At 29.8% G+C, this 22,527-nt stretch carries 26 protein-coding genes and 2 tRNA genes; 6 read left to right on the plus strand and 22 right to left on the minus strand.

Annotated elements, in window-relative coordinates; all coding sequences use genetic code 11:
* Positions 1-290: hypothetical protein (locus tag OIF36_03830; protein ID MCV6599590.1), on the plus strand; the 290-nt coding region annotated here is incomplete at its 5' end.
* Here the strand turns inward: OIF36_03830 and OIF36_03835 are convergent.
* The 3 genes from OIF36_03835 to OIF36_03845 are packed head-to-tail and all read right to left on the minus strand — an operon-like array spanning position 287 to position 3,726.
* Positions 287-901: a hypothetical protein gene (locus tag OIF36_03835; protein MCV6599591.1), complete on the minus strand. Its 615-nt coding sequence runs from the start codon at positions 899-901 to the stop codon at positions 287-289. The two genes, OIF36_03830 and OIF36_03835, sit on opposite strands and share 4 nt — an antisense overlap.
* 50 nt (positions 902-951) lie before the next feature.
* Positions 952-2,757 carry an ATP-binding protein gene (locus OIF36_03840; GenBank protein ID MCV6599592.1) on the minus strand — a complete coding sequence of 602 codons (1,806 nt, stop codon included), beginning with the start codon at positions 2,755-2,757 and terminating at the stop codon, positions 952-954.
* 21 nt (positions 2,758-2,778) lie between these two features.
* Entirely contained in the window at positions 2,779-3,726 is a 948-nt protein-coding gene (locus tag OIF36_03845; protein ID MCV6599593.1) for a hypothetical protein, read from the minus strand.
* Positions 3,727-4,061: 335 nt separating this feature from the next.
* Between OIF36_03845 and OIF36_03850 the strand changes: the two genes are divergently transcribed.
* Positions 4,062-5,351 carry a hypothetical protein gene (locus OIF36_03850; protein ID MCV6599594.1) on the plus strand — a complete coding sequence of 430 codons (1,290 nt, stop codon included), beginning with the start codon at positions 4,062-4,064 and terminating at the stop codon, positions 5,349-5,351.
* 41 nt (positions 5,352-5,392) lie between these two features.
* Here OIF36_03850 and OIF36_03855 read toward each other — a convergent pair whose 3' ends face one another.
* The 12 genes from OIF36_03855 to OIF36_03910 form a co-directional block, all read right to left on the minus strand.
* Positions 5,393-5,899, minus strand: a complete 507-nt coding sequence (locus tag OIF36_03855) for a hypothetical protein (protein ID MCV6599595.1) — start codon at positions 5,897-5,899, stop codon at positions 5,393-5,395.
* Between the two features lie 77 nt (positions 5,900-5,976).
* On the minus strand, positions 5,977-6,549 hold the full coding sequence (locus OIF36_03860) for a hypothetical protein (protein MCV6599596.1): 573 nt from the start codon (positions 6,547-6,549) through the stop codon (positions 5,977-5,979).
* A 35-nt stretch (positions 6,550-6,584) separates the two neighbouring features.
* The gene (locus OIF36_03865) at positions 6,585-6,797 is read right to left on the minus strand and encodes a DNA-binding protein (protein MCV6599597.1); all 213 of its coding nucleotides are present in this window, start codon (positions 6,795-6,797) and stop codon (positions 6,585-6,587) included.
* A gap of 132 nt (positions 6,798-6,929) precedes the next feature.
* Complete coding sequence (locus OIF36_03870) at positions 6,930-7,757, minus strand: hypothetical protein (GenBank protein MCV6599598.1); 828 nt, start codon at positions 7,755-7,757, stop codon at positions 6,930-6,932.
* Positions 7,758-7,759: 2 nt separating this feature from the next.
* The gene (locus OIF36_03875; GenBank protein ID MCV6599599.1) at positions 7,760-8,821 is read right to left on the minus strand and encodes a site-specific integrase; all 1,062 of its coding nucleotides are present in this window, start codon (positions 8,819-8,821) and stop codon (positions 7,760-7,762) included.
* Positions 8,822-8,823: 2 nt separating this feature from the next.
* Positions 8,824-8,970, minus strand: coding sequence for a hypothetical protein (locus OIF36_03880; GenBank protein ID MCV6599600.1), 147 nt, complete (start codon positions 8,968-8,970; stop codon positions 8,824-8,826).
* 20 nt (positions 8,971-8,990) lie between these two features.
* A complete protein-coding gene (locus OIF36_03885) occupies positions 8,991-9,500 on the minus strand; it encodes a hypothetical protein (protein MCV6599601.1) in 510 nt (169 codons plus the stop codon).
* Between the two features lie 18 nt (positions 9,501-9,518).
* Positions 9,519-10,199: a hypothetical protein gene (locus tag OIF36_03890; protein ID MCV6599602.1), complete on the minus strand. Its 681-nt coding sequence runs from the start codon at positions 10,197-10,199 to the stop codon at positions 9,519-9,521.
* 355 nt (positions 10,200-10,554) lie between these two features.
* Positions 10,555-10,632: transfer RNA gene (locus OIF36_03895), tRNA-Asp, on the minus strand.
* Between the two features lie 19 nt (positions 10,633-10,651).
* A tRNA-Val gene (locus OIF36_03900) sits at positions 10,652-10,728 on the minus strand.
* A gap of 85 nt (positions 10,729-10,813) precedes the next feature.
* Positions 10,814-11,482 (minus strand): gamma-glutamyl-gamma-aminobutyrate hydrolase family protein, encoded by a 669-nt coding sequence (locus tag OIF36_03905; protein ID MCV6599603.1) that lies wholly within the window; start codon positions 11,480-11,482, stop codon positions 10,814-10,816.
* Between the two features lie 15 nt (positions 11,483-11,497).
* Positions 11,498-12,043, minus strand: a complete 546-nt coding sequence (locus OIF36_03910; protein MCV6599604.1) for a L,D-transpeptidase family protein — start codon at positions 12,041-12,043, stop codon at positions 11,498-11,500.
* A 109-nt stretch (positions 12,044-12,152) separates the two neighbouring features.
* Here OIF36_03910 and OIF36_03915 point away from each other — a divergent pair, with 109 nt between their 5' ends.
* On the plus strand, positions 12,153-12,968 hold the full coding sequence (locus OIF36_03915) for a M15 family metallopeptidase (protein ID MCV6599605.1): 816 nt from the start codon (positions 12,153-12,155) through the stop codon (positions 12,966-12,968).
* On the opposite strand, the gene pgeF is transcribed toward OIF36_03915, so the two are convergent.
* From pgeF to OIF36_03950, 7 genes are all read right to left on the minus strand, one after another.
* Entirely contained in the window at positions 12,961-13,623 is a 663-nt protein-coding gene (pgeF, locus tag OIF36_03920; GenBank protein ID MCV6599606.1) for a peptidoglycan editing factor PgeF, read from the minus strand. The two genes, OIF36_03915 and pgeF, sit on opposite strands and share 8 nt — an antisense overlap.
* Before the next feature lie 4 nt (positions 13,624-13,627).
* Positions 13,628-14,440, minus strand: coding sequence for a 16S rRNA (adenine(1518)-N(6)/adenine(1519)-N(6))-dimethyltransferase RsmA (rsmA, locus tag OIF36_03925; GenBank protein ID MCV6599607.1), 813 nt, complete (start codon positions 14,438-14,440; stop codon positions 13,628-13,630).
* A 5-nt stretch (positions 14,441-14,445) separates the two neighbouring features.
* The gene (locus OIF36_03930) at positions 14,446-15,054 is read right to left on the minus strand and encodes a SurA N-terminal domain-containing protein (GenBank protein MCV6599608.1); all 609 of its coding nucleotides are present in this window, start codon (positions 15,052-15,054) and stop codon (positions 14,446-14,448) included.
* Between the two features lie 74 nt (positions 15,055-15,128).
* Positions 15,129-15,503: a hypothetical protein gene (locus tag OIF36_03935; protein ID MCV6599609.1), complete on the minus strand. Its 375-nt coding sequence runs from the start codon at positions 15,501-15,503 to the stop codon at positions 15,129-15,131.
* Positions 15,504-15,507: 4 nt separating this feature from the next.
* Positions 15,508-15,945: a heavy-metal-associated domain-containing protein gene (locus OIF36_03940; GenBank protein MCV6599610.1), complete on the minus strand. Its 438-nt coding sequence runs from the start codon at positions 15,943-15,945 to the stop codon at positions 15,508-15,510.
* A 58-nt stretch (positions 15,946-16,003) separates the two neighbouring features.
* A complete protein-coding gene (locus tag OIF36_03945) occupies positions 16,004-17,098 on the minus strand; it encodes an LptF/LptG family permease (protein MCV6599611.1) in 1,095 nt (364 codons plus the stop codon).
* Entirely contained in the window at positions 17,098-18,198 is a 1,101-nt protein-coding gene (locus OIF36_03950) for an LptF/LptG family permease (protein MCV6599612.1), read from the minus strand. Before OIF36_03950 ends, OIF36_03945 begins: the two co-directional genes overlap by 1 nt.
* Before the next feature lie 167 nt (positions 18,199-18,365).
* Here OIF36_03950 and priA point away from each other — a divergent pair, with 167 nt between their 5' ends.
* Genes priA through OIF36_03965 form a run of 3 tightly spaced genes read left to right on the plus strand, consistent with a single transcriptional unit; the run spans position 18,366 to position 22,452 of the window.
* Entirely contained in the window at positions 18,366-20,510 is a 2,145-nt protein-coding gene (priA, locus tag OIF36_03955; GenBank protein ID MCV6599613.1) for a primosomal protein N', read from the plus strand.
* 45 nt (positions 20,511-20,555) lie between these two features.
* Entirely contained in the window at positions 20,556-21,791 is a 1,236-nt protein-coding gene (locus tag OIF36_03960) for a lipoprotein-releasing ABC transporter permease subunit (GenBank protein MCV6599614.1), read from the plus strand.
* Positions 21,784-22,452, plus strand: coding sequence for an ABC transporter ATP-binding protein (locus OIF36_03965; GenBank protein MCV6599615.1), 669 nt, complete (start codon positions 21,784-21,786; stop codon positions 22,450-22,452). The genes OIF36_03960 and OIF36_03965 overlap by 8 nt, the downstream gene beginning before the upstream one ends.
* Positions 22,453-22,527 lie beyond the last annotated feature (75 nt).

The raw sequence follows: 22,527 nt of genomic DNA on the forward strand, positions 1-22,527 counted from the left end.
ACGTCGTTTTCTTAACAGGTTTTGCCCTCTCAGGGTTCGAGTCCCTTGCTTCATTAAACAAAAAAGCACCCACAAGGGGTGCTTTTTTATTTAATGGCGCGAGAGACGGGACTCGAACCCGCGACCTCCTGCGTGACAGGGCGATTTTAGGTTATCAACCACAATCAATAATAAGTAATTACAATTATAAATTCAATGACTTAGCAAAAAAGCTATATTTGTCAATAATTGCGATTTATTGTCATTTTTCAATCTCACTGCACCATATTTGCACCATGAGATTTTATTAGTTTTTGTTTGCTTTATATAAAGAACCAACATTATTATTAGTATAATAATCTTTAAGTTCTTTTTTTGTATATTCATACTTTATTTTAGAGAGATATCTCCCCAAAACTTTTAGAATAAAATTAAACCTTTTGTCCATATCCCTTAATTGTCTTTTAGTATCTTTTACAAAATCATCACTTCTATCTTCTTCTTTTTGCCTAACTATCATAAATACTTTTTCTAAAACAGATTCTTCTATATATAACATTGATATATGATAAGATATAGGAGACCCTAAATACAACGCTATATCATCACTATTATATTCTTTTCTCATTGTCAATAAAATATCTTTATACTCTTCAAAACTACTCACTTCTAAAGCAAACTTCATTAAAGAGTCTCCTTTTTTATTTAAAGCTTTCCTTATATTTAAATAATTATAATATAACTTTTTAATATCAGGCTCTAATTCAAATGCTAATTCCATCTGTTTTTTACCTATATGCTCCTTTTTCCATGTATCTAATGCTTTATAAGCTATATATAAAAGAGCAACAGTAGCTACAGATATTATACCATTAAAAAACAAATCAAAAAATATATTAAAATCTATTCCAAATAACTTCATATTATATTAACTCTCCTTATTTATTGCTAAAAGTTTTAAATAATTTCATCTTACAAACCATTAGCTTTTTTAATGCCTTTGATTATTGCAGAAAAATCTTTTTTTAGATTTAAATGTTTTTCAAGATTTTTTACATTATAACTCTTCATTTTTATTATTTTTTTAGCAAAGTCTGTTTTGTTAAAGGTTTTAACCTTTTTCTGCTTTTTATATATCTCTTCAAATCTTTCATATTGACCTAATTTAACTTTGTCACTATTGAAAAATTCTTGAATTACAACATCTGGTATATAGTTCTCTACCTCTCTACCTCTAGTTATAAAATGATGTATTTTTTTATCTTGCAGATTATCTAATTCAGATTTTATTCTTCGAACATTTGTTTTTAATCTTTTCCTTGAAGAGTCTTTATCACTATCCATAAAAACACAGAAATTTTTATTTATCTTTAATATATCAATAAAATTATCTAAAGTATTCTTATCTAAATCGTTTATACCTAATGATGACAAACAAGATCCTGCTGTATACAAAAATTGATAATGTATATTCTCTCTCAGTTTTTTATCTTCTTCTTTTCTCGAATTAAATAACTCTATCCACTTGTTGATATAGATTCTATCTGAAGGTCCTTCACACCATATAATATAATTAGACTGCAATATATCACTAGCTTTAACACCCATATCGTCAAGCAAATTTACTCTTTTGTCCCAAGTATCAACTTTTTTAACTGTTGAAAACCCATTTTTATTTTCTACATTTAAAATTTGACTATCTTCATCATCTTTAAAAATATCTATTGGATAATGAGAGTGTGTAGTCAAAAACACATGACAACCATTTTCTTTAACGAAGTTTTTTATATGATTTAATAATCTTTTTTCTATTGCTGGATGTAAATTATTCTCTAATTCCTCAAAACAATAAATATATTGCCATACTGGTTGATTTTCTAACATAGGTATTAAATGCAAATTTGCCAATACTAAAAATATAGTTTTGAGACCAGAGCCACTATCAGATAAAGATATAGGTTTATCTTTACCATCTTCTTGTAGAAAAATTTGCACTCCTCCATTTTTCTTACCATCGGGTAAAAGGTGCTGTCCTTCTTTAATTTTTATTTTATTAAACTTTATATCTGGACCGACTATGTCATTAAGAGTATTCAAAAAATCATTTTCTAAAAACCTTTCTTTATCCGTATGACCTGTATTTCTCAATAAAGAATCTATAAGAGTCGTAAAATCTTTTCCATTAGATTGGAAATTAACCTTTGTTGAATTTGCTCCACTATTTTCAACGCCAATATCTCTTTCAGCTGTAACCTCCCTTATATGGTATTTGCTGAGTAAGTAAGGGTTTTTAATCTTAGATACAGCATATTGTTGAACTTTTTCTATTTTCAAATCATTAGAAACATGAATGGGAATACTTAAATTATTAGGTCTATCAATTAAGTTTTTTGATACAAGAAACCATTTACCTAATATGTATTGCCATAATAAATTATAATCACTCTGTTGACTAGTAGCACCTCTAATACCTTTAGATTGAGCGATTCTATTACTATTTTTAGTATTAGATAATATGTGTGAGGCACTAAGGACGAAGCCTATTTGAAAATCGAATTCAAATTTATCAAAAGTTATATCAGGTTTTAATTTTCTGTATTCTTTAATAATCTCAATTAACCTAGATTTTCCACTGTTGTTTTTCCCGATAATAATGTTTATGGGTTTAATGTTTTCAAACCCCTGATAATCTTGCTCCTTTACAAAGCACTTATACCCCTTAACTTTTAAATAACTTAATGGGAATTCAGGGATAGCTTCTTTTTTCTCTTCACTCATAATTTAACCTCTTATTATAATTTATCTTTCCAATTTCCAGATCTCATCCATAGGAAGAGATTCTGCTTCTGACCACTTAGTATTTTCAGGCAAATCAGAAGGTATTTTTGAAAACACAACATCATTAAGAGAGTAAACCTTTTTTATATTTATCTCTTTCTTCTTTATCTCTCCATTCACAACTTCCTTTTTATATTCAGTCAAAATAGTTATAACATCATCCTTATTACTATTTCTTAGTGGAGCATTACCTGTTAAAAATTTATTTTTAAAGTCATCATCTTTTAATAAAGCTTTAATCCCCTCTTTTGTAACAATATCTTCCAACTCCCAAACAAGATCTTTATTTACATCAACAGGCTTTATAATCACAGCTTTTCTTATTATATATTCAGGATCCAAGCCTTTAATCTGATCTTCAGATATATGTTTTACAAAATCATCTCTAGATATTTTCTTATTTGTTTTTGTTTCATATTCTATAGAATCTAGGTTAGAATTTTTAAGCTCATTTAAGTAAAAATTAGATTTTAATTTGATAATTTTATCCATAACACCTACATTATTATCTATTCTTAACAAATCCCCATTCTCTTTTGTAAACACGCTAAACCAGAGATCGTTTAATAACTCTCCTATTTTCTCTCCTGCAATATAGCTGCTTAGTTCAATTCCTGTTAAACCTTTTACAAATCCTTTAGAAAAATCTACTATTTCTCCTTGCAAGACCCCCAATACAAAGGCAGAACCCACCAACATCTTTATTTTATGGCAGCCCACCTCAGTTGGACAAACTAACAACTCATATTCTAACTTGTTTTTAAAAATTCTTTTATTTATTTCATTTAAAATTAAATTTGATGCCTTTATAGCACTTACATGATCTAAAGCATTTAAATCATTACTATCATCTTTCAAATTAAAATGTATATATATGTATTGTAAATCCTCTAAATTACCATTTGTCATTCATGTTTCCCCTCTTTAATGAAACCTCATAAGTATTTATATAATATAAAAAAAATATATTCAAGAAATAACTTGAAATAATATCAATAATGTGGAATAATCTTTTTGAGCTTTAAAAGGTGTTTAGAGCTTGGTGTTTTTGCGGATACCTCTACAACCAATTAGTTATAATCCCTATTATAGCTATTTGTAATGATTTACTAGGGACTGGAATGTAATGAACATGTCCAGTCTATTTATAGATAAAAACATTACGGCTGTGTTGTAGCAGTGTCGCAAAATTCCAGTCCACCTTTTAAAAAGGTGGCTGATTTTTTATAAACACTGGTAATAAAATGAATGATGAAAAAATAATAAAAGAGCAATTAAGGCAAGATTTTGATATAACTCTTAAAAAGTTAAAAGAGTGCGATATAAGTAATGAAGAACAATTATATTTAGAAGAGTGTATATCTAAATTTATAGAGAAATTCATTGATAACTTAAAAGATTCTAAGAAAAGAAAAAGAATATATAAAAACTATAAGGTTAGTTCTAGGAAATATATAATACACAATCCAAAGGCTTATCAGCAAATATGCTTTGGATTTAATGTCGCCTACTATCACATAAACAAATTTTTAAATAAAAATCATGAAGATGAGTGTATAGAAAATCCAAATTTAAAAAGAAGTGAGGATATTATGGAAAATGTTAATTTTATAGAAACAGTTAGAGAAAGAGATATGGACTTGTTAATTATGGAGGAGATATTCTCTTCCGAAGAGTTTAGGACATTTCTCTTATCAAAATTTGATTTATCATCTGACAATGTAAATTTCTGGGGTTGCTGGCACTCTGTTATGGATAATGAACTTGGGGAAACTGATGTTTTAGTCGGATTTAAGACTTTAGAGAGCAAAAGAATAGTTATAATGCTAGAAAACAAGATAGATGTATCATTCCAACCAATGCAACCAGAGAGATATGTATTCAGAGGAGAAAAAGGCATTAAAGATGGTTTATGGGATGAATTTCATTTATGTATAACTGCTCCAGATTTATATATTCAAAATGTAGATAGAACAAAATTTCCAATATCTTTATCTTATGAAGAAATTATAGATACTCTAAAAGGATATTCAGCGAATGATGATAGAATTTCATTCAAAATCAATATGCTTGAAACTGCTATTGATAAGAAGAAGAGAGGATACTCATTTATAACAAATACTACAGTAAGCGAATTTTGGCAAAGATACTATGATTTGATTGAAGAAGAATATCCAAAACTAGCAAATAAAAGACCTGCAAATAAGCCGACTCAATCTGATTGGTATTATTTCAGAAAGCCAATTATGGAGCTTCCTTTTGCTATTGTTCATAAATGGGAGTTCGGGTTCATAGATTTGCAAATCAGAGGATATGCTGATAAATTTAAAGCCGTTGAAGAGATTGTAACTTTACCTAATGATGCAATGCTAGTTAAAACGGGTAAGTCTTTAAACATTCGAAAGAGATGCTCTAGCATTAACAAGCTAGAATCTTTTGATGAACAGAAAGATTTAGTTAAAGAAGCATTAGATAAGGTTGAAGAGCTAGTTCTAATATACAAAGAATATAGAGATTGCATATTAGCGGTATAGACCCAATAACTTAAAAGCTCCCATTTAATTTGGGAGCTATTTTAAAGAACAGCCGCCATAAAAGAAGAAACAGGATCATCTTTAAGTTTTTTCTCTTGCAATTTGTATGCCACCTTATAAACATCCATCAACTCAGAAGCTTCTTCAATAGAAAGTTCTCCTCTTTTTACAGCCTTTAAAATTTCACCAATCTCTGTTATTACATTACTTCTTTCTACAATCTCTCCGTTAAAATAAATCTGAGATTCTGCATTTCTTTTTTCAATATCAAGTAACATCTTAAATCCTTTTATATCTTTTTTAGCCTCTAACTCCTCAAAGAATATATCAGCAATATCATCAACAACCCTAACTTCTTTACCGTTTTCTCCAATATAAGTTTTAGACAATCTCTGCAAAATAACATCCTCCAAACCATCTTTAAGTTTTTTCTTAACCCATCCCTTCTTCTTACTATCTGAAGAGGGTTGATTTTCTGATGAAAACCTAGTGTTTTTCCCTCTCTCTGCTATTGTTTTTTCCTCACCGTTTTCAACCGTTTTTGTCATTTTTAAATTCCCTTCTTTTTTCTAAAATAATTTTTTTATAAAAATTTCTCTTTGTTCTTTCTTTGTTAATTTTCTTTTTAGCTAAATAAATCACTAAAAGTCATTATATTTTCTGATCTAATTTTTTCACCATAAATACCAAGTTCTTTCATACAATACTCTATTGCACCTTCTTTATTATAAACCTTAGAAACAACTATATCTTTATTGTAATTACGATTATCAAATCTTGCTTTAAATTGACCATATTTTTTAGTCCCTATATCGCATTTAATATATCTAGAGACACCTCGAAAGACTGTAACAATTTGTTGATAAGAATAATCCACAGCATTAAACAATATATGAAAGTGCAAAGCCCCAGTTTTACCTTGCTCAATGACACCAAAGATATCTACTTCTTTTCTTGCAAATCTTTTCTGCCAGTGCCTGCCCATCAAACTTCTAAAAAACCTTTTCAATATATTATCAGCTTCTTTTGCCATAGAGATTCTATCCTTTGTCACATAGTGAGGTTTGATAGTTATAAACATAATCTCTCCATTACTATTAAGCTTATCACTTAACCAATTAAATACAACTGCAAAATCTTTATTAGAACTTGCCGTTAACCTATTGTATTTATTGGATTTATTTAAAGATTTAGCCATTTGGTTGCACCATCTTTCTGTTTAAAATTTTAATCTTACTGTAGAGAATCCAACCACTGAAAAAAGCAATTTTCTTCAATGTATACTCTTTTGCCTAATTTCTTAATTACACCCATTTTTTGCATGCCATTTTCTTCGGCATAGAAAACCTTGTTTCTAAGTGCACTTTCAGATATAAAAGTGTGTTTCTTAGAGAAATCCTTAATAGTCATAAGGACGGGTGTCTGATTTACTGTTTGTTGTTCCATTAACCAACCTCCTTGTTTTTGTTATTTATGATTCTACAAACACAAGCCTCTTTTTGACCTGTTGAGGTTAGTTATATGATATATTTAAGAAAGAGTATGTATAGATTATAATGTTTTTATATACAGATAAATCTATACTTTATTTTTAATGTAATCCTGAAGAGCCGATTTAATAGTTCCATCGGAATATATAGCCACATCCTCATCTTCGGGAAAGTATAAGCTCAAAAAGGAATTAGTTATTTCTGCTATATCTTTATAATGAGGCTTATTAAGGCTATCAATAAAGAAATCATACATTATTTTAGATATAAACAAAGGTATTGCATTATCAGAACTTATCTTTTGACTGTATTTACTATCTACAAAAGCTTTTTCATTAGCTACTTGCTCAATATATGACAATACTTCTTCTAAATCTGATATACCATCATTTATTTTTTCTAATGATGAATTTTGTAAATTAAATACTTCTCTATCTATATCTCTGCTTTGTGTTAAAGATATAGTCCTTTTGGATATATCCCTAAATTTTGTTTTAAAATTCACAGCCATTTTTTTCAACTTCTTATAGCCCTCTTTATATTCTAGCTTAGACTGAGAATTATAATAACTACTTCCAATGCTTTCATAAGCACTTAATAGTTTTTTTATTAACACCTCTTTTTTAATCTGATCTATATCTTGATTTTTAAAAATAGAGTTATACAACTCTTCATTCTTATTAAAAACCTGAAGAACAAAATATAAATGTTTGAGGTTTTCCAAAGCCCCTTTTTTAAACTCTTTGTGATCGATAAAATTATAAGAAGCCTTAATTTGCCTTTTTACCTCGCTAACTACATATTCTTTTATATATTTTGGGAATATAGATGTTGTTTTAAACGCAGATAACTTCCTATCTAAAGCTTTAAACTCTGGAGAGATTCTTAAAAGATGTGACTTTTCTGTATTAACCATACCTAATCTCCTCTAAATATCTTTTTATTCATATTTTCAACTTCAAGTTTTCTTTTCTGATCACACAAGTGAGCATATCTCTTTACCATCTGCAAAGTCTTATGCCCTAAAATTTCTGCTAACTGCCCTAAAGTAACACCATTATTAAGTAAATAGCTTGCTGCAGTGTGCCTTAAATCGTGAAAACGGAAATTAGTTATCCCAGATTCTTTGATAGCTTTTCTCCAACTTCTAGTTATATCAAATGGCTTAGAATCATCTTGACTCGGGAAAATCCACTTATCACTTGTTCTGTTCTCATATAATTCTCTCATTACTTCTTCTGACTTATAAACAATAGGAATACTCCTCACTTCTCCGTTCTTGGTATTATACAAAATAGCTCTATTATTACCTAAATCTAAATCATCCCATTTAAGAGAAAGTATTTCCATCTTCCTCGCCCCAGTTGATAAAGCCACAACAACAGCAGGATATAAATATGGGTTTTTAGCTTTTTTACAAGCATCTAAAAGACTTTTTCTTTCATTATCATCAAGAAATCTTATTCTTGGAGGAGCCTCTTTCATTTTTTTCACCCTCAACATAGGGTTGACCTCTAGCCATTCCCATTCATTAACAGCATAGCCATAAGCAGAGCTAAGAGCCGTTAAAAACTTATTTACTGTAGAACCTGATCTTAAAGTTCCTTTTCTTGTTTTAACCTTAGCTATTTTATCTCTCATTTCAACCAATACAGAAAGAGTAGCTTCATGTAAAGTATACATACCGATAAGACCTTTAATTTCATTGAGATAAAAAGTCCAATCATATTGAACTTTAGGCTTGTTAGGCAATACATTTTCAATATACCTGTCTATCATTTCTGCAACAGTATGTTCTTTAGCTTTAATCTGAGAAAGATACTTACCATCCCTAATTTCATTTTCTACCTTAGAAGCCCATGTTTTAGCCTTTGTAAGCGAAGATAATGTAGCAGATTGCGTAGGGAAGTTTTTTACCCTTACAAGCACTCTATAGGAGACCTTACCTGATTTTGATGTTCTTTTAGTTATGTTTGGCATATTTATTTCTTTACTGGCGCAACTGGTTGTTTTTTGGGTGCTGGCGTTGATTTTGGAGAAGGTTTGATTGCAGTCTTTGGCGCAACTGGTTGTTTTTTTGGCTCGTGATTTTTTATAGATGTTGTATAATGTTTTACTTCTTTATTCATTTTTCTTTCCTTTTTTATTGTTATTTATTTCTTATAAAATAGTTGTTTTTTATCTGAGAGATATAAACTTCTCCCTGCTGTCTAGGCATTTTTTTATTTAATGGATTATTTAAACACACAAATATAATAAATAAGATTATAGATAATATAGTAGATATTATTGTAATATAATTAAAAATAACCCTTACTATTTTTAAACTCTTTGGTTCTTCTATATCAAAAGGATTCCTTGTCTCTTTATACTTTCGATCCATTGCTTCCACTAAATGCTTATGCGTATATTCCGATAGTAGATAAGACAACATTAAGAACAATATAGATAAAACAAAACCAGACCAAGATAGATACATCCAAATAGGCTCATTATATTCAACTGGAATCAACTTTATAAAGGCTATCGATAGAGTCAGCCCCCCTAAAGACAATGTCGATATTAATTTATTAAAACTCTCTCTAGATCTAACCCTTCCTTCATCCCAATCATCTCTCATTTTTAGATATTCATCTCTATAATCTTCATTCTTAGACATTATTAACCTCCCATTTATTCATATTTTATATCCCAGTTCTTTTCTTAAGTTATCTATCTCTATGTCTATCTCTTTATGAACAGCTTCATAATACAAAGTAACTCTATCATAAGAAGCAATCATAATTTGAGTATTAGTTATAGCCATGTTATAAAACGTTCTATTAAGTTCTTCCTCTGACATATTAGGGTTCAGTTGTTTAACCACAAGCATTTCAGAATTATTACCATAAGCTACATAGGCATCTAATAGAGCCTTTGCTGAATTATATAAAAGAAATATATTCTGCAAAAAATTATCTTTATTTTGTAAATTTACTAAAGACTTATTATTACTATCGTAAAATATAAAGTAATTATTATGTGGTTTAGCCATAGACAACCTAAAAGCATCTTGTTCTCCTCTTCTAATTTTTTCCACCTCTGGCAAAAATTGTTCTTCAAAATTTTTATATAAAGCTGATATTTCTATTTTAATACCCACTAAGGTATTTAAAAGCTCTTCTCTTTTATTTCTTTCACTTCTTCTAGTGTTTATATCCAAAACATATAAAGCTACAACGACAGCCAACAAAGTTCCTATACTAGAAATAGCAGACCAAAGTGTAGTCCACTCCCAACAAAAACAACACCTAAGCCCGATACCCAACAAAAACAGCACAACAAAACTGCTTAAAGATAACTTAATCCACTTATTCATAATACACCTTCTTTCTGTTATTCTCACATAATAAAAACACTATACAATAGATAAAAAGAAATGTCAACAAGCTATTTAAGCAGGAATACACAATACAAATAAACCAACATAATCAACAGCTTAAGCTTATGGCAAAACACCCATGGTGCAATTATGGAGCACTTATGGTGCAAAATGGTTCAAAAAAGCCTTATTTTAACAAGGTTTAAAAAATTACTTCTTAATTGTTATTGTTTCTGAATAATTGCTGTTTTTTATTCTGAATGCACCATAACTGCACCATTTGAGCTACTGCACCACCGAATTTCAGATATAAAAAAATCCCTGAAAGCTAAGCTGACTGGGATTTTTATAATGGCGCGAGAGACGGGACTCGAACCCGCGACCTCCTGCGTGACAGGCAGGCATTCTAAACCAACTGAACTACTCCCGCGCGGAGTAAACGATTAAAATGGTGGGCAATGAGAGACTCGAACTCCCGACCCTCTCGGTGTAAACGAGATGCTCTAGCCAACTGAGCTAATTGCCCTCGAACCACTAATCGGTTTAGGATTGAAGTTATAACCCGATTTTTTAAAATTGTCAACACCTTTTTTATATTTTTTTAATTTTTTTTATAAATTTAAAAAATAATCAAAAATTTCATCACTTTTTTCCGTTATTCCGGATGCCTCTGGGTGCCACTGAACACCAATACAAAAAATTTTTGTTTTATCTTCAATAGCTTCTACAAAACCATCTTTAGATAAAGCGACCGCATCCAAGCCAGTTCCTATTATATCTACAGCTTGAGTATGAGATGTATTAACATTAATATTTGAGGATTTTACAATATCATATAATAGGCTATCTTTTTTTATATTTATAACATGAGAGCAGTCATAAACATTTTCTTTATGATTTTTCACATCGCTTTTTATAGAGCCTCCATAAACTAGATTTATTAACTGCTCTCCGAAACATATGCCAAGCACAGGCAAATCCACTTCAAGAGCTTTTTTTATCAATTTATATTCAAAATAAGTTCTGTACTCCACAACATCATTAGAATCTTTATATCTTTCTATATCTTTTATACTAGATTCTTTGATAATACCTCCACCAGATATAATTAATCCATCTATCAATTCTATATACTCATCTATTCTATCTGGAGCATTTGGTATAATGATAGGGATAGCCCCTCTTTTTAAAATAGCATCAGTATAGCGACATCTTAATTCATGCCTAAAACTCTTATCTTGTGTTAAATCAATATCTGCTGTAATTCCAATTAATTTCATATTTATCCTTATTTTTTATTTATATAAAATGTTTATTTTTGTATCTGAAGTAATATATGGCAATATTCTCAACATATCGTTTTTATCTATTGCGACACAACCTTCTGTAGATTTAATACTACCATTATTATTATATTTTGCAACATGAAAAAAGATAGCACTTCCCTTATCAGGTATTGATGGAAAAGAGTTATGCGAAGTTATAATGACTAAATCATAAGCATCATCATCTCGCCATAATTTTTCAAAAGAGCCACCAAAAGGTAATTTAACATATTTATTATAGCTCATATTAGAATCATCGCTCCAACCACATTTTTTTGTAATAATTCTTTTAGGTAAACCACAAACAACTTCCCCAACTTTATCTTTACGATAATACAATTCAAGCAAATTATAGCTACCTATAGGGGTTGACATATCCCCCTCTCTCTTATTGCTTTCAGAAACCAAACCATTCTCTCCTATAGCACAAACAAACTCCTCTTCAAAACCATCGTTAAAAATGACTTTCAGCTTACTATTAAGAACTTTTATTTCCACAATTCGGACAACTTCCATATTATTATTTCCCACAAACACCAATAATTAAAAACATTACTTGCTACTTTCAACTAGACTTTTATCAAAAAACATGATATTATCTGGTCAAAGAAACAAAGGATTTTTTATGATAACAAATTTATCGCAACATGACAAACAATTAATGATAGAAAAAGAATATTGGACAGAAAACCATCCTTTAAAATTAACAAGGTTCAAAAAAATTCAAGTGCCATATTGGGATTTTAAAAATAGATCTCATCAAAATGGTCAAATAATCATGCTAGATGTAGTAAGCGAAAGTGTTGAAAGAGCATTTAATGAGTTATATCATCATAAGTTTCCTATAAAACAAATAAAACCTCATCATGAATTTAATATTTCTGATACAACAGGAAAATTAAATAGCACTAATGGATTACAAAGATTTAGAAAAGTTGTAAGTGATGACCCTTCAAAAAACATAGTATCTCTACATTCTTTTGGATTAGCTTTAGATATAAATTATTTTCAAAACCCATTTATAGGGAAATCAAGCAACCCTAAAAATATAAGTGCTCAAACTACAGAAAGTATAGTTTGGCCCAAGGAATCTATAAAATATCTAAACCCTGATAGAATAGCTTATATAGAAGATAACAACAGTAAATTTAGTAAATGCCATTTGTTTTGGCCTAAAAGCAAAGCAGAAAATCTTCAAATATATAAAAAAAATATAATGGGACAAGTAACACCTTTAGTTAGAAACATTCTGTATAACAATGGCTTTATAATAAATGGGGCATATGATTGGCATTTCCCTATTGATTTACATCACTTTCAAGCTGGAAGCAGACCTTTTTGTGAAAAGCTAGCATCTGTTGATAAACAAACTGGACAAGAAATGTGGGCAAATCATTTAAGAAGTATACGAAAAGAAAGATCTCAAGTTTTAACTATTTAATCTCAACAGTAGTTAGATTTCTGTATTTACCAAACTCATATTTTATATTTGGGTTATTTGCTTCAAACTCTCTATATGAGTGATAATTATTATCTGTATATGTATCAATATCAGAGACACTTATATCAGTCACCTCTGATTTTTTTAATTCATTTACACAAAAAGATTTTAAATCAAATAAATATTTTATTTCATTTTTTCTTTCAAAAAAAACTGAGTTTTTCTTATCAGCTTCTAAAAAAGAATTCATCATATCTTTTTCACACTCAAAAGATTCTTTTCCCAAACAAGGACCTATATAAGCTTTAATAGAGCTAGAATCTGCTCCTAACCTTACCATTTCTTTTATAGTTTTAGTGATTATACCTTTGCAAGCACTCTTCCAACCAGCGTGAACCGCTGATATTATATTATTATCCCTATCTACCAGAATAATAGGAGCACAATCTGCTGTTGATATACAAAGGATAACCCCCCTTTCTTTTGTAATAGTAGCATCAACTTCAACACTATAAGCATCTATATTTTTTGCTTCTTCTAAAGAATTAATTATTAATATTTTTGATCCGTGAACTTGTTTAGGAAACACATAATTATCTGAAAGTTTTCTATAATCTAGTACAAATGACTTATCTCCAAAATTATATTTTATCATAAAATTAAACCTCCTTAGAAATATTCAAAAATTCATCTAAACTAAGATTTTCTGCTCGTTTTGTTACATCTATACCTAATTTTTCTAAAATAGGTAAAAAACTCTTACAAGACTGTCTTAACATTTTTCTTCTTTGGTTAAATGCTTGCTTTACAACATTTTCTAAAACAGAAAACCTTACATCTTCCCTATCAGCTTTAGGCTTAAAGTGAACCACAGCTGAAGAAACTTTTGGAGGTGGAGTAAATGCTTGCGGAGGTAAATTAACTACAATTTTAGTGTTACATAACCAATTAGAGATAACAGCTAGCCTACCATAAGCTTTATCTCCAACACTAGCCACAATACGATTAGCAACTTCTTTCTGAAACATTAGAGTCAGACTGTCAAACTTATCTATTTGCTTTAACCAACCTATAAGAAGAGGAGTTGCAATGTTATATGGAAGATTTGCTATAATTGCTTTTTTACCAGGAGCAATTTCATTGTAATCTATTTTCATAGCATCACCTTGGATGATTTTAAGTCTATCACCAACTACAGGTAAAACTAAATCCTGTAATGCATGAACACATCTTTCATCTTTTTCAATAACCACCACTGGATTATTTGGATAAACTTCTAAAATAGCTCTTGTAAGCCCCGCAGGACCACAACCAATCTCTATAATAGTTGTTCCTTCTTCTATCTGCCCTAATCTTGCTATTTTTCTCGTTAAATTTAAATCTAACAAGAAATTTTGCCCTAAAGATTTTTTAGCCGATAATTGATACTTCTTTATAACTTCTTTTAATGGTGGTAAATCTTCTAATCTCATGTTTATTATAATTGCACCTCTATAAAAGCACTATCCCTCAAGTCTCTTATTTTTCTTTCTTGTAACAAGTTTATTTTTTTCATAAATAAAATTTGTTTTATTTTATCCTTATTTAACTCATCAGCTTCTTCTGAATTTTTACTTATATAATCTTCAATCTCTTTATCTAAAACATTAACCCTAGGAGCTATAGTTTTACTCACATATTTATTCCATAAAACATCAGATTTAAGCTTTTCAATAAAACTATCTTTCATATTGTTATTTTGAAACACTTTTGACTTAAAGTCTTCTTCTGACATATTGTTGCTCTTAGCTATACTCAATATAGCATTATCAACTTCTTCTTCTGATATTGACAGATTAGAATTAAAAGCTGCTTGTTTCTTCAATGTCTCTAGTATTAGCTCATTAATAACAACAGGAGATAGTTTCTTTATATTTTCTTCATTATTCTCTAAAGAGTAGTTAACTAAAGACAAGCTAATTCTATTTGAGAAATCATAAGAGCTAATTATATCATCGTTAACAAAAGCAATTACTCTCATAGAGTTTGCATATGAGCTGCAAACCACTGAAATTAGAAAAAATATAGCAAGTAAAGTTTTTTTCATTTAATATTATCCTCTTGTTATTTTCGCAAATACTAACAGTTATTTGAGAATAATGCAAACAAAATCAAAAGATATTACACAAAAACTGGCAATACATAAGCCGTAAATAATCCTACAAACCATAAGAATATTGATATGAACAGCATCATTTTATTTACTTTATTAGCGGCACTACAATACTTACCCAACTCTTTATCTATTGGGCAAGATCTCCCTGGTCTAAAAACAGACCACAAAGCTAGAGCTAATACTAGACCAGATACTATAAATATCCATAATTTATGCATAGTAAGCCAAACAAGCCAAGGAGCATTAGATGCAACTGCAGCCATAGCAGCTCCCATACCTAAACTAACTAGTAATATTGGTAAAGCACAACACAATAGAGTTGAAGTAGTCGTAAAAAGCACTAACCACCCCAACTTATTGTACTTAATTTTATTTACCATAAAACTATATTTCCCTTGCTATAGTTTTACCATCTACATTTTTATAAATCATATATGGGGAAAACCCATGAGATTTAATCGCTTTAACAACTAAGTTTTCATCAAAAGCAAAACCTTCTTTGATTGCGATAGTTACAGTTTGTTTTTCTATATTAACCATAACATCTTCTACAAATGGTAATTCACTTAAGGCTTTTCTTGTCTTTTTACCACAAAGTTCACAAACGAAACCATTTACTTGCAAAACAACATATCCCTCTTCTACAACAACACTGGAGTCCATAGATAATGCCTCAGCTTCATGACTGTGCATATATCCAACATTTGAAGAGTAATCTTTGCTAAGTTTTGTTTGATCTTTGCTGACATTAGAAACAGCTACTGATATAACAGCCGCTATAACTAGCAACAAGAAGAACCATTTAAAAAAGTTCTTTTTCATAAAAACATCCTCCTTCCTATTAATAGTCTAGGAGCATTTTTCTACTATGTCAATATTTTTATCCATCTTCTTTTTTTAATAAAATCAATATACCAATAAATAGAGAGATAAGAGATGGAATACTAGCCGCTAAGTATGGAGATATCTTACCTCCAACACCTAAAGCCACAACAACTTCGTTTAAAAAGAAGACAGAAAAAGATATAAATATACCTATACCTATAATTTTTGCCACTCCGCCTTTTCTAGGTATGGTTAAGGAAAAACTAACTCCCAACAAAACCAATGCTAAGAACATAACTGGTTGCAATAGCAAAGAGAAGAAATTAGTTTGAATTTTATTTGAATCAAGGCCTGAATTCTTAACAATCCTTATATAATGAGGCATATTCCAAACAGATATTTGAGGATCATCAATCATAATCTCTTCTATATCTTTTGCTTTTATTTTAGATGGTATCACCTTTCTATATGAGAATTCTTTATCAAATCCTTGTTCATTAACCCATACACTTAGGAGTTCTAACCTCTTAGCTCCCAATATCGCTTTTTCAGCATCCAGCCTTTTAACAAAGTTGTAATTCTTGTCAAAATACATAACTTTTACATTATTTAAAGAATTATTCTCTATACTTTCAGCATTTACAATCCAATCATAATGATCATCCCCATCTTTAAACCAAAGCCCTGCTGAAGATATATTTATCTTCCCTTTTGATTTACCTAAATATTCAGTCTGCAATTGATTGTATCTCTTTAACATTGTAGATCCATAATGCTGGACAACACCTACTCTAAGCAAACCTACAATTAATGTAACCATTATAGCTGGTGATAATATTTGCCATATAGACATACCAAAAGATCTAGCTACTATAAGCTCATAGTTTCTGGTAAACCTCCAAAAAGTTACCATCGCTGCAAAGAGCATTGCAAATGAGAATAAAGTTTGTCCTACATCTGGCAATTTATATAAAGACATTTTAAAAATAATGCTCATAGGAACATCTGTTTCAATTTTACTAGCTTTTCTAATTAACTCTATAGTATCAAACATGTAAATTATTGCTAAAAGAGTAGCAAAAACAACTAAAAAATTAAGTAAGAATTTTTTAGCTATATATAATGACAAAGTTTGACTTTTTTTAAGCATTATCTAGCCTTCTTTCTGCAAATAAAATAAACACCTATTAAACCTGGAATAATAGCCCATAAATACATCAATGAGCAAGCCCATACATTAGTTCTTGAAAAATTGGACAAACCAATAGCTCCAGACTGTAAAACTAAAACTATCAAAAAGCAAGCTCCCATTCTTTTAGAGTAACCAGTTCTTCTAAAAACTCCACCGAGTATAAATGCTAATGCTATCAAGATGAAACTAATTGTTAAAAATGGAGCTGATAACTTATAGTGTAAAATACCTATAATACCTGTTCTCAAATCATCATCTTTTTCAACATTAACAGACTTAATAAGCTCTATAAGATTCCTTTCATCAGCATCTTTTTTTATAAATTTAAATATTTTATTTTTATTTGGCTTTTTATCTTTCAAATCTACAGTATATTGCTTAAACTCAAGCTTATCCAAGCCACCATCGCTCTCATTAAATATTTGAGTCATACCATCAACTAAAGTAAGAGAAATTGTTTTATCGTCATTTATAATTGCTCCCGATTTAGCAGTTACAAACATTTCATTACCTTTTTCTCTCGCATCTTTAATAAATACATTTGTTAAATTACCATTGTCTTGCTTTGCTTCGACATAAACACTCAAACCATTACCTAAGTCGTTAAATATTTTATCCTGCAATAAAACAGCTGTTTGATTTTCAACTATATCTACTTTTATCATATCAATCTTTTCTTTTGATGCAGGAGCAACCCAACCATCTAAAGCAAACACCAAAAGAGCAGTTATAACAGATAGAAAAACAGCAGCTCTAGATAAGTTAAAATTACTTACACCAGAAGACTTCATAATTACTATTTCATTATCTCCCATCATTTTAGAATATATAAACATTGTTACTATAAGCAATGATATCGGAAGTATAACAATAAAGAATTTAGGCAGGCTAAAAAAGATTAATTGAAGAAATGTTCCGAAAGAAGCTCCTTCATTAACCGTCATATCTATAAATTGTAAAGATTGAGATAGTAATATAGCTCCACAAAAAACAAGAGCCATCAACAATAAACTTAATAATAGCTGTTTAAAAATATACTTATCTATTGTTTTTATCATATAAATATTCCAATTTTGTTAATACCTTTATATTCCTTAACTTTAAAGCCTAGATATTTCTAATTTAATTCTTTTTTCGATTGTAAAAAAGATTATTAAGTGTTATACAATAAAAAATTAAAAATGTAAAATTTTAAATATAAAAAAATAAATAAAAGAATAAAACCATGAAGATATACGATGTAATTGTCCCTTTAGCTCTTAACTCCTCTTTTTCATACAAGAGTGAAGAAAGCTTGTTAGCGGGAGATCTTATAAATGTATCATTTGGCAGACAAAAAGTAACGGCTTTAGTTATTGGAGAAAGCACCTCAACTTATAATAAATTGAAGAATATATCTGTAAAACACAATTTAAACATTGGTGAATATAACTTAAAGTTCATAAAGTGGATATCAAACTATACCTTGTCGCCGATAGGATTGATATTTAAAAGCTTTATAAGCTCTGCGAGTTTGAATAAATCCAACAAAACAATTAACAAATACAGCTTATCTGATAATTGGAAAGAAGAATTTAAATCTATAACAAAAACACAATCTAGAGTAAAAACTATAGAGCTAATAAAAAGCAAAGAAAGATTAACTGCGAAAGAAATAATGGAGGAACTTTCAGTTGGAGACTCTGTTATAAAAGGGCTATTAAAAGCTAATGTATTAAAAGAAGAAAAACAAATTAGAGAATTAAATTTCCCTAAACCTGATTTAACAATATCGGGTAAAGACTTATCAGAGGATCAAAAAAAAGCAACAAGTAAACTACTAGATAACATAGGTGATAATTTCTCTGTTTCTTTGATTGATGGAATTACAGGATCTGGTAAAACGGAGGTTTATTTTGAGGCTATTTCTGAAGTCTTAGCAAAAGGCAAACAAGTATTAATCATGTTACCTGAGATTTCTCTATCAGGAGGTTTTATTGAAAGATTTGAGCACCGTTTTGGTATAAAACCTTATGTTTGGCATTCATCTATATCACCTGCTCAAAAAGGGAAAACCTGGAAAGGTATTATATCAGGGAAAGCTAAAGTTATTGTTGGAGCTCGCTCATCATTGTTACTTCCATATAAAAACTTAGGACTTATTGTTGTAGATGAAGAGCATGACAATTCATATAAGCAAGAAGATGTATTTATGTATAATGCTCGTGATATGGCCGTAGTTAGGGCTAACATAGGCAAGTTCCCTTGTGTATTGGTATCTGCAACTCCATCACTAGAGAGTGTTTATAACTGCGAACAAGAAAAATATTTTCACATAGAGTTAAAATCCAGATATGGAGAAGCTAAGCTTCCAGATATAAAACTTATAGATATGAAAGATGAAAAGACTGCTACTCAAGAATTTTTATCAGACACACTAAGAACCGCAATCAAAAACAATTTTGATCAACAAGAGCAGACATTATTATTTTTAAACCGTCGTGGTTATTCACCTTTAGTAATATGTAAAAAATGCGGAGAAAGATTATCCTGTCCTTATTGTACAAGTTGGTTAACATCTCATAAGAAGTTTAACAAACTTATGTGTCATCAATGTGGTTTTGAAAAAAAACTTCCTGAATCCTGCCCTTCTTGTAATGAGAAAGACTCTTTTGTAATGTGTGGCCCAGGAGTCGAAAAAATTTCTGAAGAAGTAAAATCCCTTATACCAGCCGCACGATTAATAACAGTTTCGAGTGATTTAACAAACAACAATTTGCAAAGTGTAATTAAGGAAATAGAACAACATAAATACGACATAATTGTAGGAACTCAAATGATATCAAAAGGACATAACTTCCCCAAACTTACTCTTGTTGGTATAGTTGATGGAGATATTGCCTCAGCAGATTTAAGAGCTGGAGAAAAAAACTTTCAATTAATTCAACAAGTATCTGGTCGTGCTGGTCGTCATGATCTCCCAGGTAGAGTCTTAATTCAAACTTATGAAGCAGATATAGTGCTTATGCAAGCTTTAGAAAACAACGACAAAGAAGCTTTTTTTGAAGAAGAAAAGGCTTTAAGAGCTGATAGAAACCTACCTCCTTATGGTAAACTTGCTTCTTTAATAGTATCTTGCAACGACGAAAATTTATTAAACCAAGCTTGCAGAGAACTATCCTCTCATATCCCAAAAACTGAAGGAATAATAATATTGGGTCCTGCTGAAGCTCCTATATATAGATTAAGAGGCAAGTATAGAAAAAGATATTTAATAAAAATAGATAAAAATAAAAATGCTCAAAAGACCATACAGTTTTGGATCAATTCATCAAACATAGATAAAAAAGTAAGAGTTCAAATTGATATAGACCCTTACTCTTTCTATTAAATACTTGCAATTAATTAATAACATCTCTATATTAAAATTATGTACATGGAAAGATTTATAGCAGGTCGATATTTAAAGGCCAAAAAAGATGGGTTTATATCTTTAATATCCACTTTTTCATTAATTGGAATAGCTTTAGGTGTTGCAACTTTAATAGTTGTGATGTCTGTAATGAATGGCTTTAGAGAACAACTATTTTCAAGAATCTTAGGAATAAACGGACATATATCTATTTACTCTAGTTACTCTGTAAATATAGATAATTATGAAAAAATAGTTAAAAAAGCTTTAGAGGCAAACAGTGTAAGAGATGTATTCCCTATAATTGACGGTCAAGCTTTAGTTACTCAACAAGATGGATCTGCTAAAGGAATAATGATTAGAGGAATGAAAAACTCTGATATTATGCGAAAAAAGACTCTAAGTAAAAGCATATCTTCTGAAGAGCTAGCTCGATTTAAAGATGATGGTGTGTTTATAGGTAAGAACCTTGCTGATAATTTAAACTTAGGTACTGGCGATAAACTACCTTTAATATCTCCTAAAGGAGCAAAAACTCCTTTCGGCATAATGCCTAGAATGAAAACATTCGAAATTGCGGGAATTTTTGATATAGGCATGTATGAATATGATGCAAACTTTGTATTTATACCTTTAGAGACTGCTCAAAGTTTTTTCAACATGAAAGACCATCAAGCTAAATATATAGAAGTAATGGTGGAAGATTATGAAAATCTTAGACCAACTATGATAGACCTAAGCTTAAAAATTGGGAACCATACTAGAATACTTTCTTGGAAAGATATCAATTCTAGTTATTTTAATGCTCTTAATGTAGAAAAAAATGTTATGTTCTTAATATTAACAATGATTATATTAATAGCAGCATTTAATGTTATATCCAGCATGATAATGCTAGTGAAAGATAAAAACAAAGGTATTGCTATCATGAAATCAATGGGAGCTACAAAATACTCAATCATGAAGATATTCTTTTTGACAGGATCCGCTATTGGAGTTTCAGGAACACTTATAGGGTTAGCTTTAGGCTTATTCATAACTGATAACATATCTAATATACAACAATTCCTAAACAAAATATCTGGTAAGGATTTATTCTCTGCAGAGGTGTATTATCTATCTCAATTACCAGCAAAGGTTAATTACAATGAAGTAATAGCCGTAGTTATAATAGCTCTGACATTATCTCTACTATCTACTTTATACCCAGCATGGAAAGCATCAAAAATAGATCCTGTGGAGGCATTGAGATATGAGTAAAATTATAGAAATTAGAAACATATTCCAAAGCTTTGGTAAAGGTAGAGCAAAAATTGATGTCTTAAACAATGTTAACTTTGAGATTAACAGTGGTGAAACAGTTGCACTAATGGCTCAAAGTGGAGCAGGTAAATCGACTCTACTGCACATAATAGGACTACTTGAAAAACAAAAATCTGGTGAGGTATTAATCGCTAACAAGAAAACATTCAAAAAAAGTGATGGCTATAAAACTAAAATCCGCAGAGAAAACATTGGTTTTGTTTATCAATTCCATCACTTACAAGGTGAGTTTACCGCTCTTGAAAATGTTATGATACCAATGATAATATCTAAAATGACTAAAAAAGAAGCAAAAGAAAAATCTTTAAAGCTTTTAAGCTCTGTAGGTTTAGCGGATAGAGTAAATCATAAACCAGCAGAATTATCTGGAGGAGAACAGCAAAGAGTTGCTATAGCTAGAGCTTTAGCAAATAAACCAAAAATTTTATTAGCTGATGAGCCTACAGGTAATCTAGATAAGAAGACTGCAAAAGAAATCTTTGATTTGTTATTAACTTTATGTAAAGAACAAAAAATGGCTTGCTTATTTGCTACTCACAATCAAGCCTTAGCTAAAAAAGCAGATAGAATATTAAAGCTTGATAAAGTACAAGAGTAATATATCATATTAATAGTATTATCTCAATGATTTTATTATAAAAAAATAAAACAATTAAACCTAGACAAAACAATG

This window comes from Alphaproteobacteria bacterium (assembly GCA_025800285.1).
Taxonomy (GTDB): Bacteria; Pseudomonadota; Alphaproteobacteria; order JAOXRX01; family JAOXRX01; genus JAOXRX01.

What these genes read in the sequence shown, in the direction of transcription:
- OIF36_03835 (MCV6599591.1), bottom strand. Translation starts at nt 901, where the DNA reads ATGAAGTTATTTGGAATAGATTTTAATATATTTTTTGATTTGTTTTTT.
- OIF36_03840 (MCV6599592.1), bottom strand. Translation starts at nt 2,757, where the DNA reads ATGAGTGAAGAGAAAAAAGAAGCTATCCCTGAATTCCCATTAAGTTAT.
- OIF36_03845 (MCV6599593.1), bottom strand. Translation starts at nt 3,726, where the DNA reads ATGACAAATGGTAATTTAGAGGATTTACAATACATATATATACATTTT.
- OIF36_03850 (MCV6599594.1), top strand. Translation starts at nt 4,062, where the DNA reads ATGAATGATGAAAAAATAATAAAAGAGCAATTAAGGCAAGATTTTGAT.
- OIF36_03855 (MCV6599595.1), bottom strand. Translation starts at nt 5,899, where the DNA reads ATGACAAAAACGGTTGAAAACGGTGAGGAAAAAACAATAGCAGAGAGA.
- OIF36_03860 (MCV6599596.1), bottom strand. Translation starts at nt 6,549, where the DNA reads ATGGCTAAATCTTTAAATAAATCCAATAAATACAATAGGTTAACGGCA.
- OIF36_03865 (MCV6599597.1), bottom strand. Translation starts at nt 6,797, where the DNA reads ATGGAACAACAAACAGTAAATCAGACACCCGTCCTTATGACTATTAAG.
- OIF36_03870 (MCV6599598.1), bottom strand. Translation starts at nt 7,757, where the DNA reads ATGGTTAATACAGAAAAGTCACATCTTTTAAGAATCTCTCCAGAGTTT.
- OIF36_03875 (MCV6599599.1), bottom strand. Translation starts at nt 8,821, where the DNA reads ATGCCAAACATAACTAAAAGAACATCAAAATCAGGTAAGGTCTCCTAT.
- OIF36_03880 (MCV6599600.1), bottom strand. Translation starts at nt 8,970, where the DNA reads ATGAATAAAGAAGTAAAACATTATACAACATCTATAAAAAATCACGAG.
- OIF36_03885 (MCV6599601.1), bottom strand. Translation starts at nt 9,500, where the DNA reads ATGTCTAAGAATGAAGATTATAGAGATGAATATCTAAAAATGAGAGAT.
- OIF36_03890 (MCV6599602.1), bottom strand. Translation starts at nt 10,199, where the DNA reads ATGAATAAGTGGATTAAGTTATCTTTAAGCAGTTTTGTTGTGCTGTTT.
- OIF36_03905 (MCV6599603.1), bottom strand. Translation starts at nt 11,482, where the DNA reads ATGAAATTAATTGGAATTACAGCAGATATTGATTTAACACAAGATAAG.
- OIF36_03910 (MCV6599604.1), bottom strand. Translation starts at nt 12,043, where the DNA reads ATGGAAGTTGTCCGAATTGTGGAAATAAAAGTTCTTAATAGTAAGCTG.
- OIF36_03915 (MCV6599605.1), top strand. Translation starts at nt 12,153, where the DNA reads ATGATAACAAATTTATCGCAACATGACAAACAATTAATGATAGAAAAA.
- pgeF (MCV6599606.1), bottom strand. Translation starts at nt 13,623, where the DNA reads ATGATAAAATATAATTTTGGAGATAAGTCATTTGTACTAGATTATAGA.
- rsmA (MCV6599607.1), bottom strand. Translation starts at nt 14,440, where the DNA reads ATGAGATTAGAAGATTTACCACCATTAAAAGAAGTTATAAAGAAGTAT.
- OIF36_03930 (MCV6599608.1), bottom strand. Translation starts at nt 15,054, where the DNA reads ATGAAAAAAACTTTACTTGCTATATTTTTTCTAATTTCAGTGGTTTGC.
- OIF36_03935 (MCV6599609.1), bottom strand. Translation starts at nt 15,503, where the DNA reads ATGGTAAATAAAATTAAGTACAATAAGTTGGGGTGGTTAGTGCTTTTT.
- OIF36_03940 (MCV6599610.1), bottom strand. Translation starts at nt 15,945, where the DNA reads ATGAAAAAGAACTTTTTTAAATGGTTCTTCTTGTTGCTAGTTATAGCG.
- OIF36_03945 (MCV6599611.1), bottom strand. Translation starts at nt 17,098, where the DNA reads ATGCTTAAAAAAAGTCAAACTTTGTCATTATATATAGCTAAAAAATTC.
- OIF36_03950 (MCV6599612.1), bottom strand. Translation starts at nt 18,198, where the DNA reads ATGATAAAAACAATAGATAAGTATATTTTTAAACAGCTATTATTAAGT.
- priA (MCV6599613.1), top strand. Translation starts at nt 18,366, where the DNA reads ATGAAGATATACGATGTAATTGTCCCTTTAGCTCTTAACTCCTCTTTT.
- OIF36_03960 (MCV6599614.1), top strand. Translation starts at nt 20,556, where the DNA reads ATGGAAAGATTTATAGCAGGTCGATATTTAAAGGCCAAAAAAGATGGG.
- OIF36_03965 (MCV6599615.1), top strand. Translation starts at nt 21,784, where the DNA reads ATGAGTAAAATTATAGAAATTAGAAACATATTCCAAAGCTTTGGTAAA.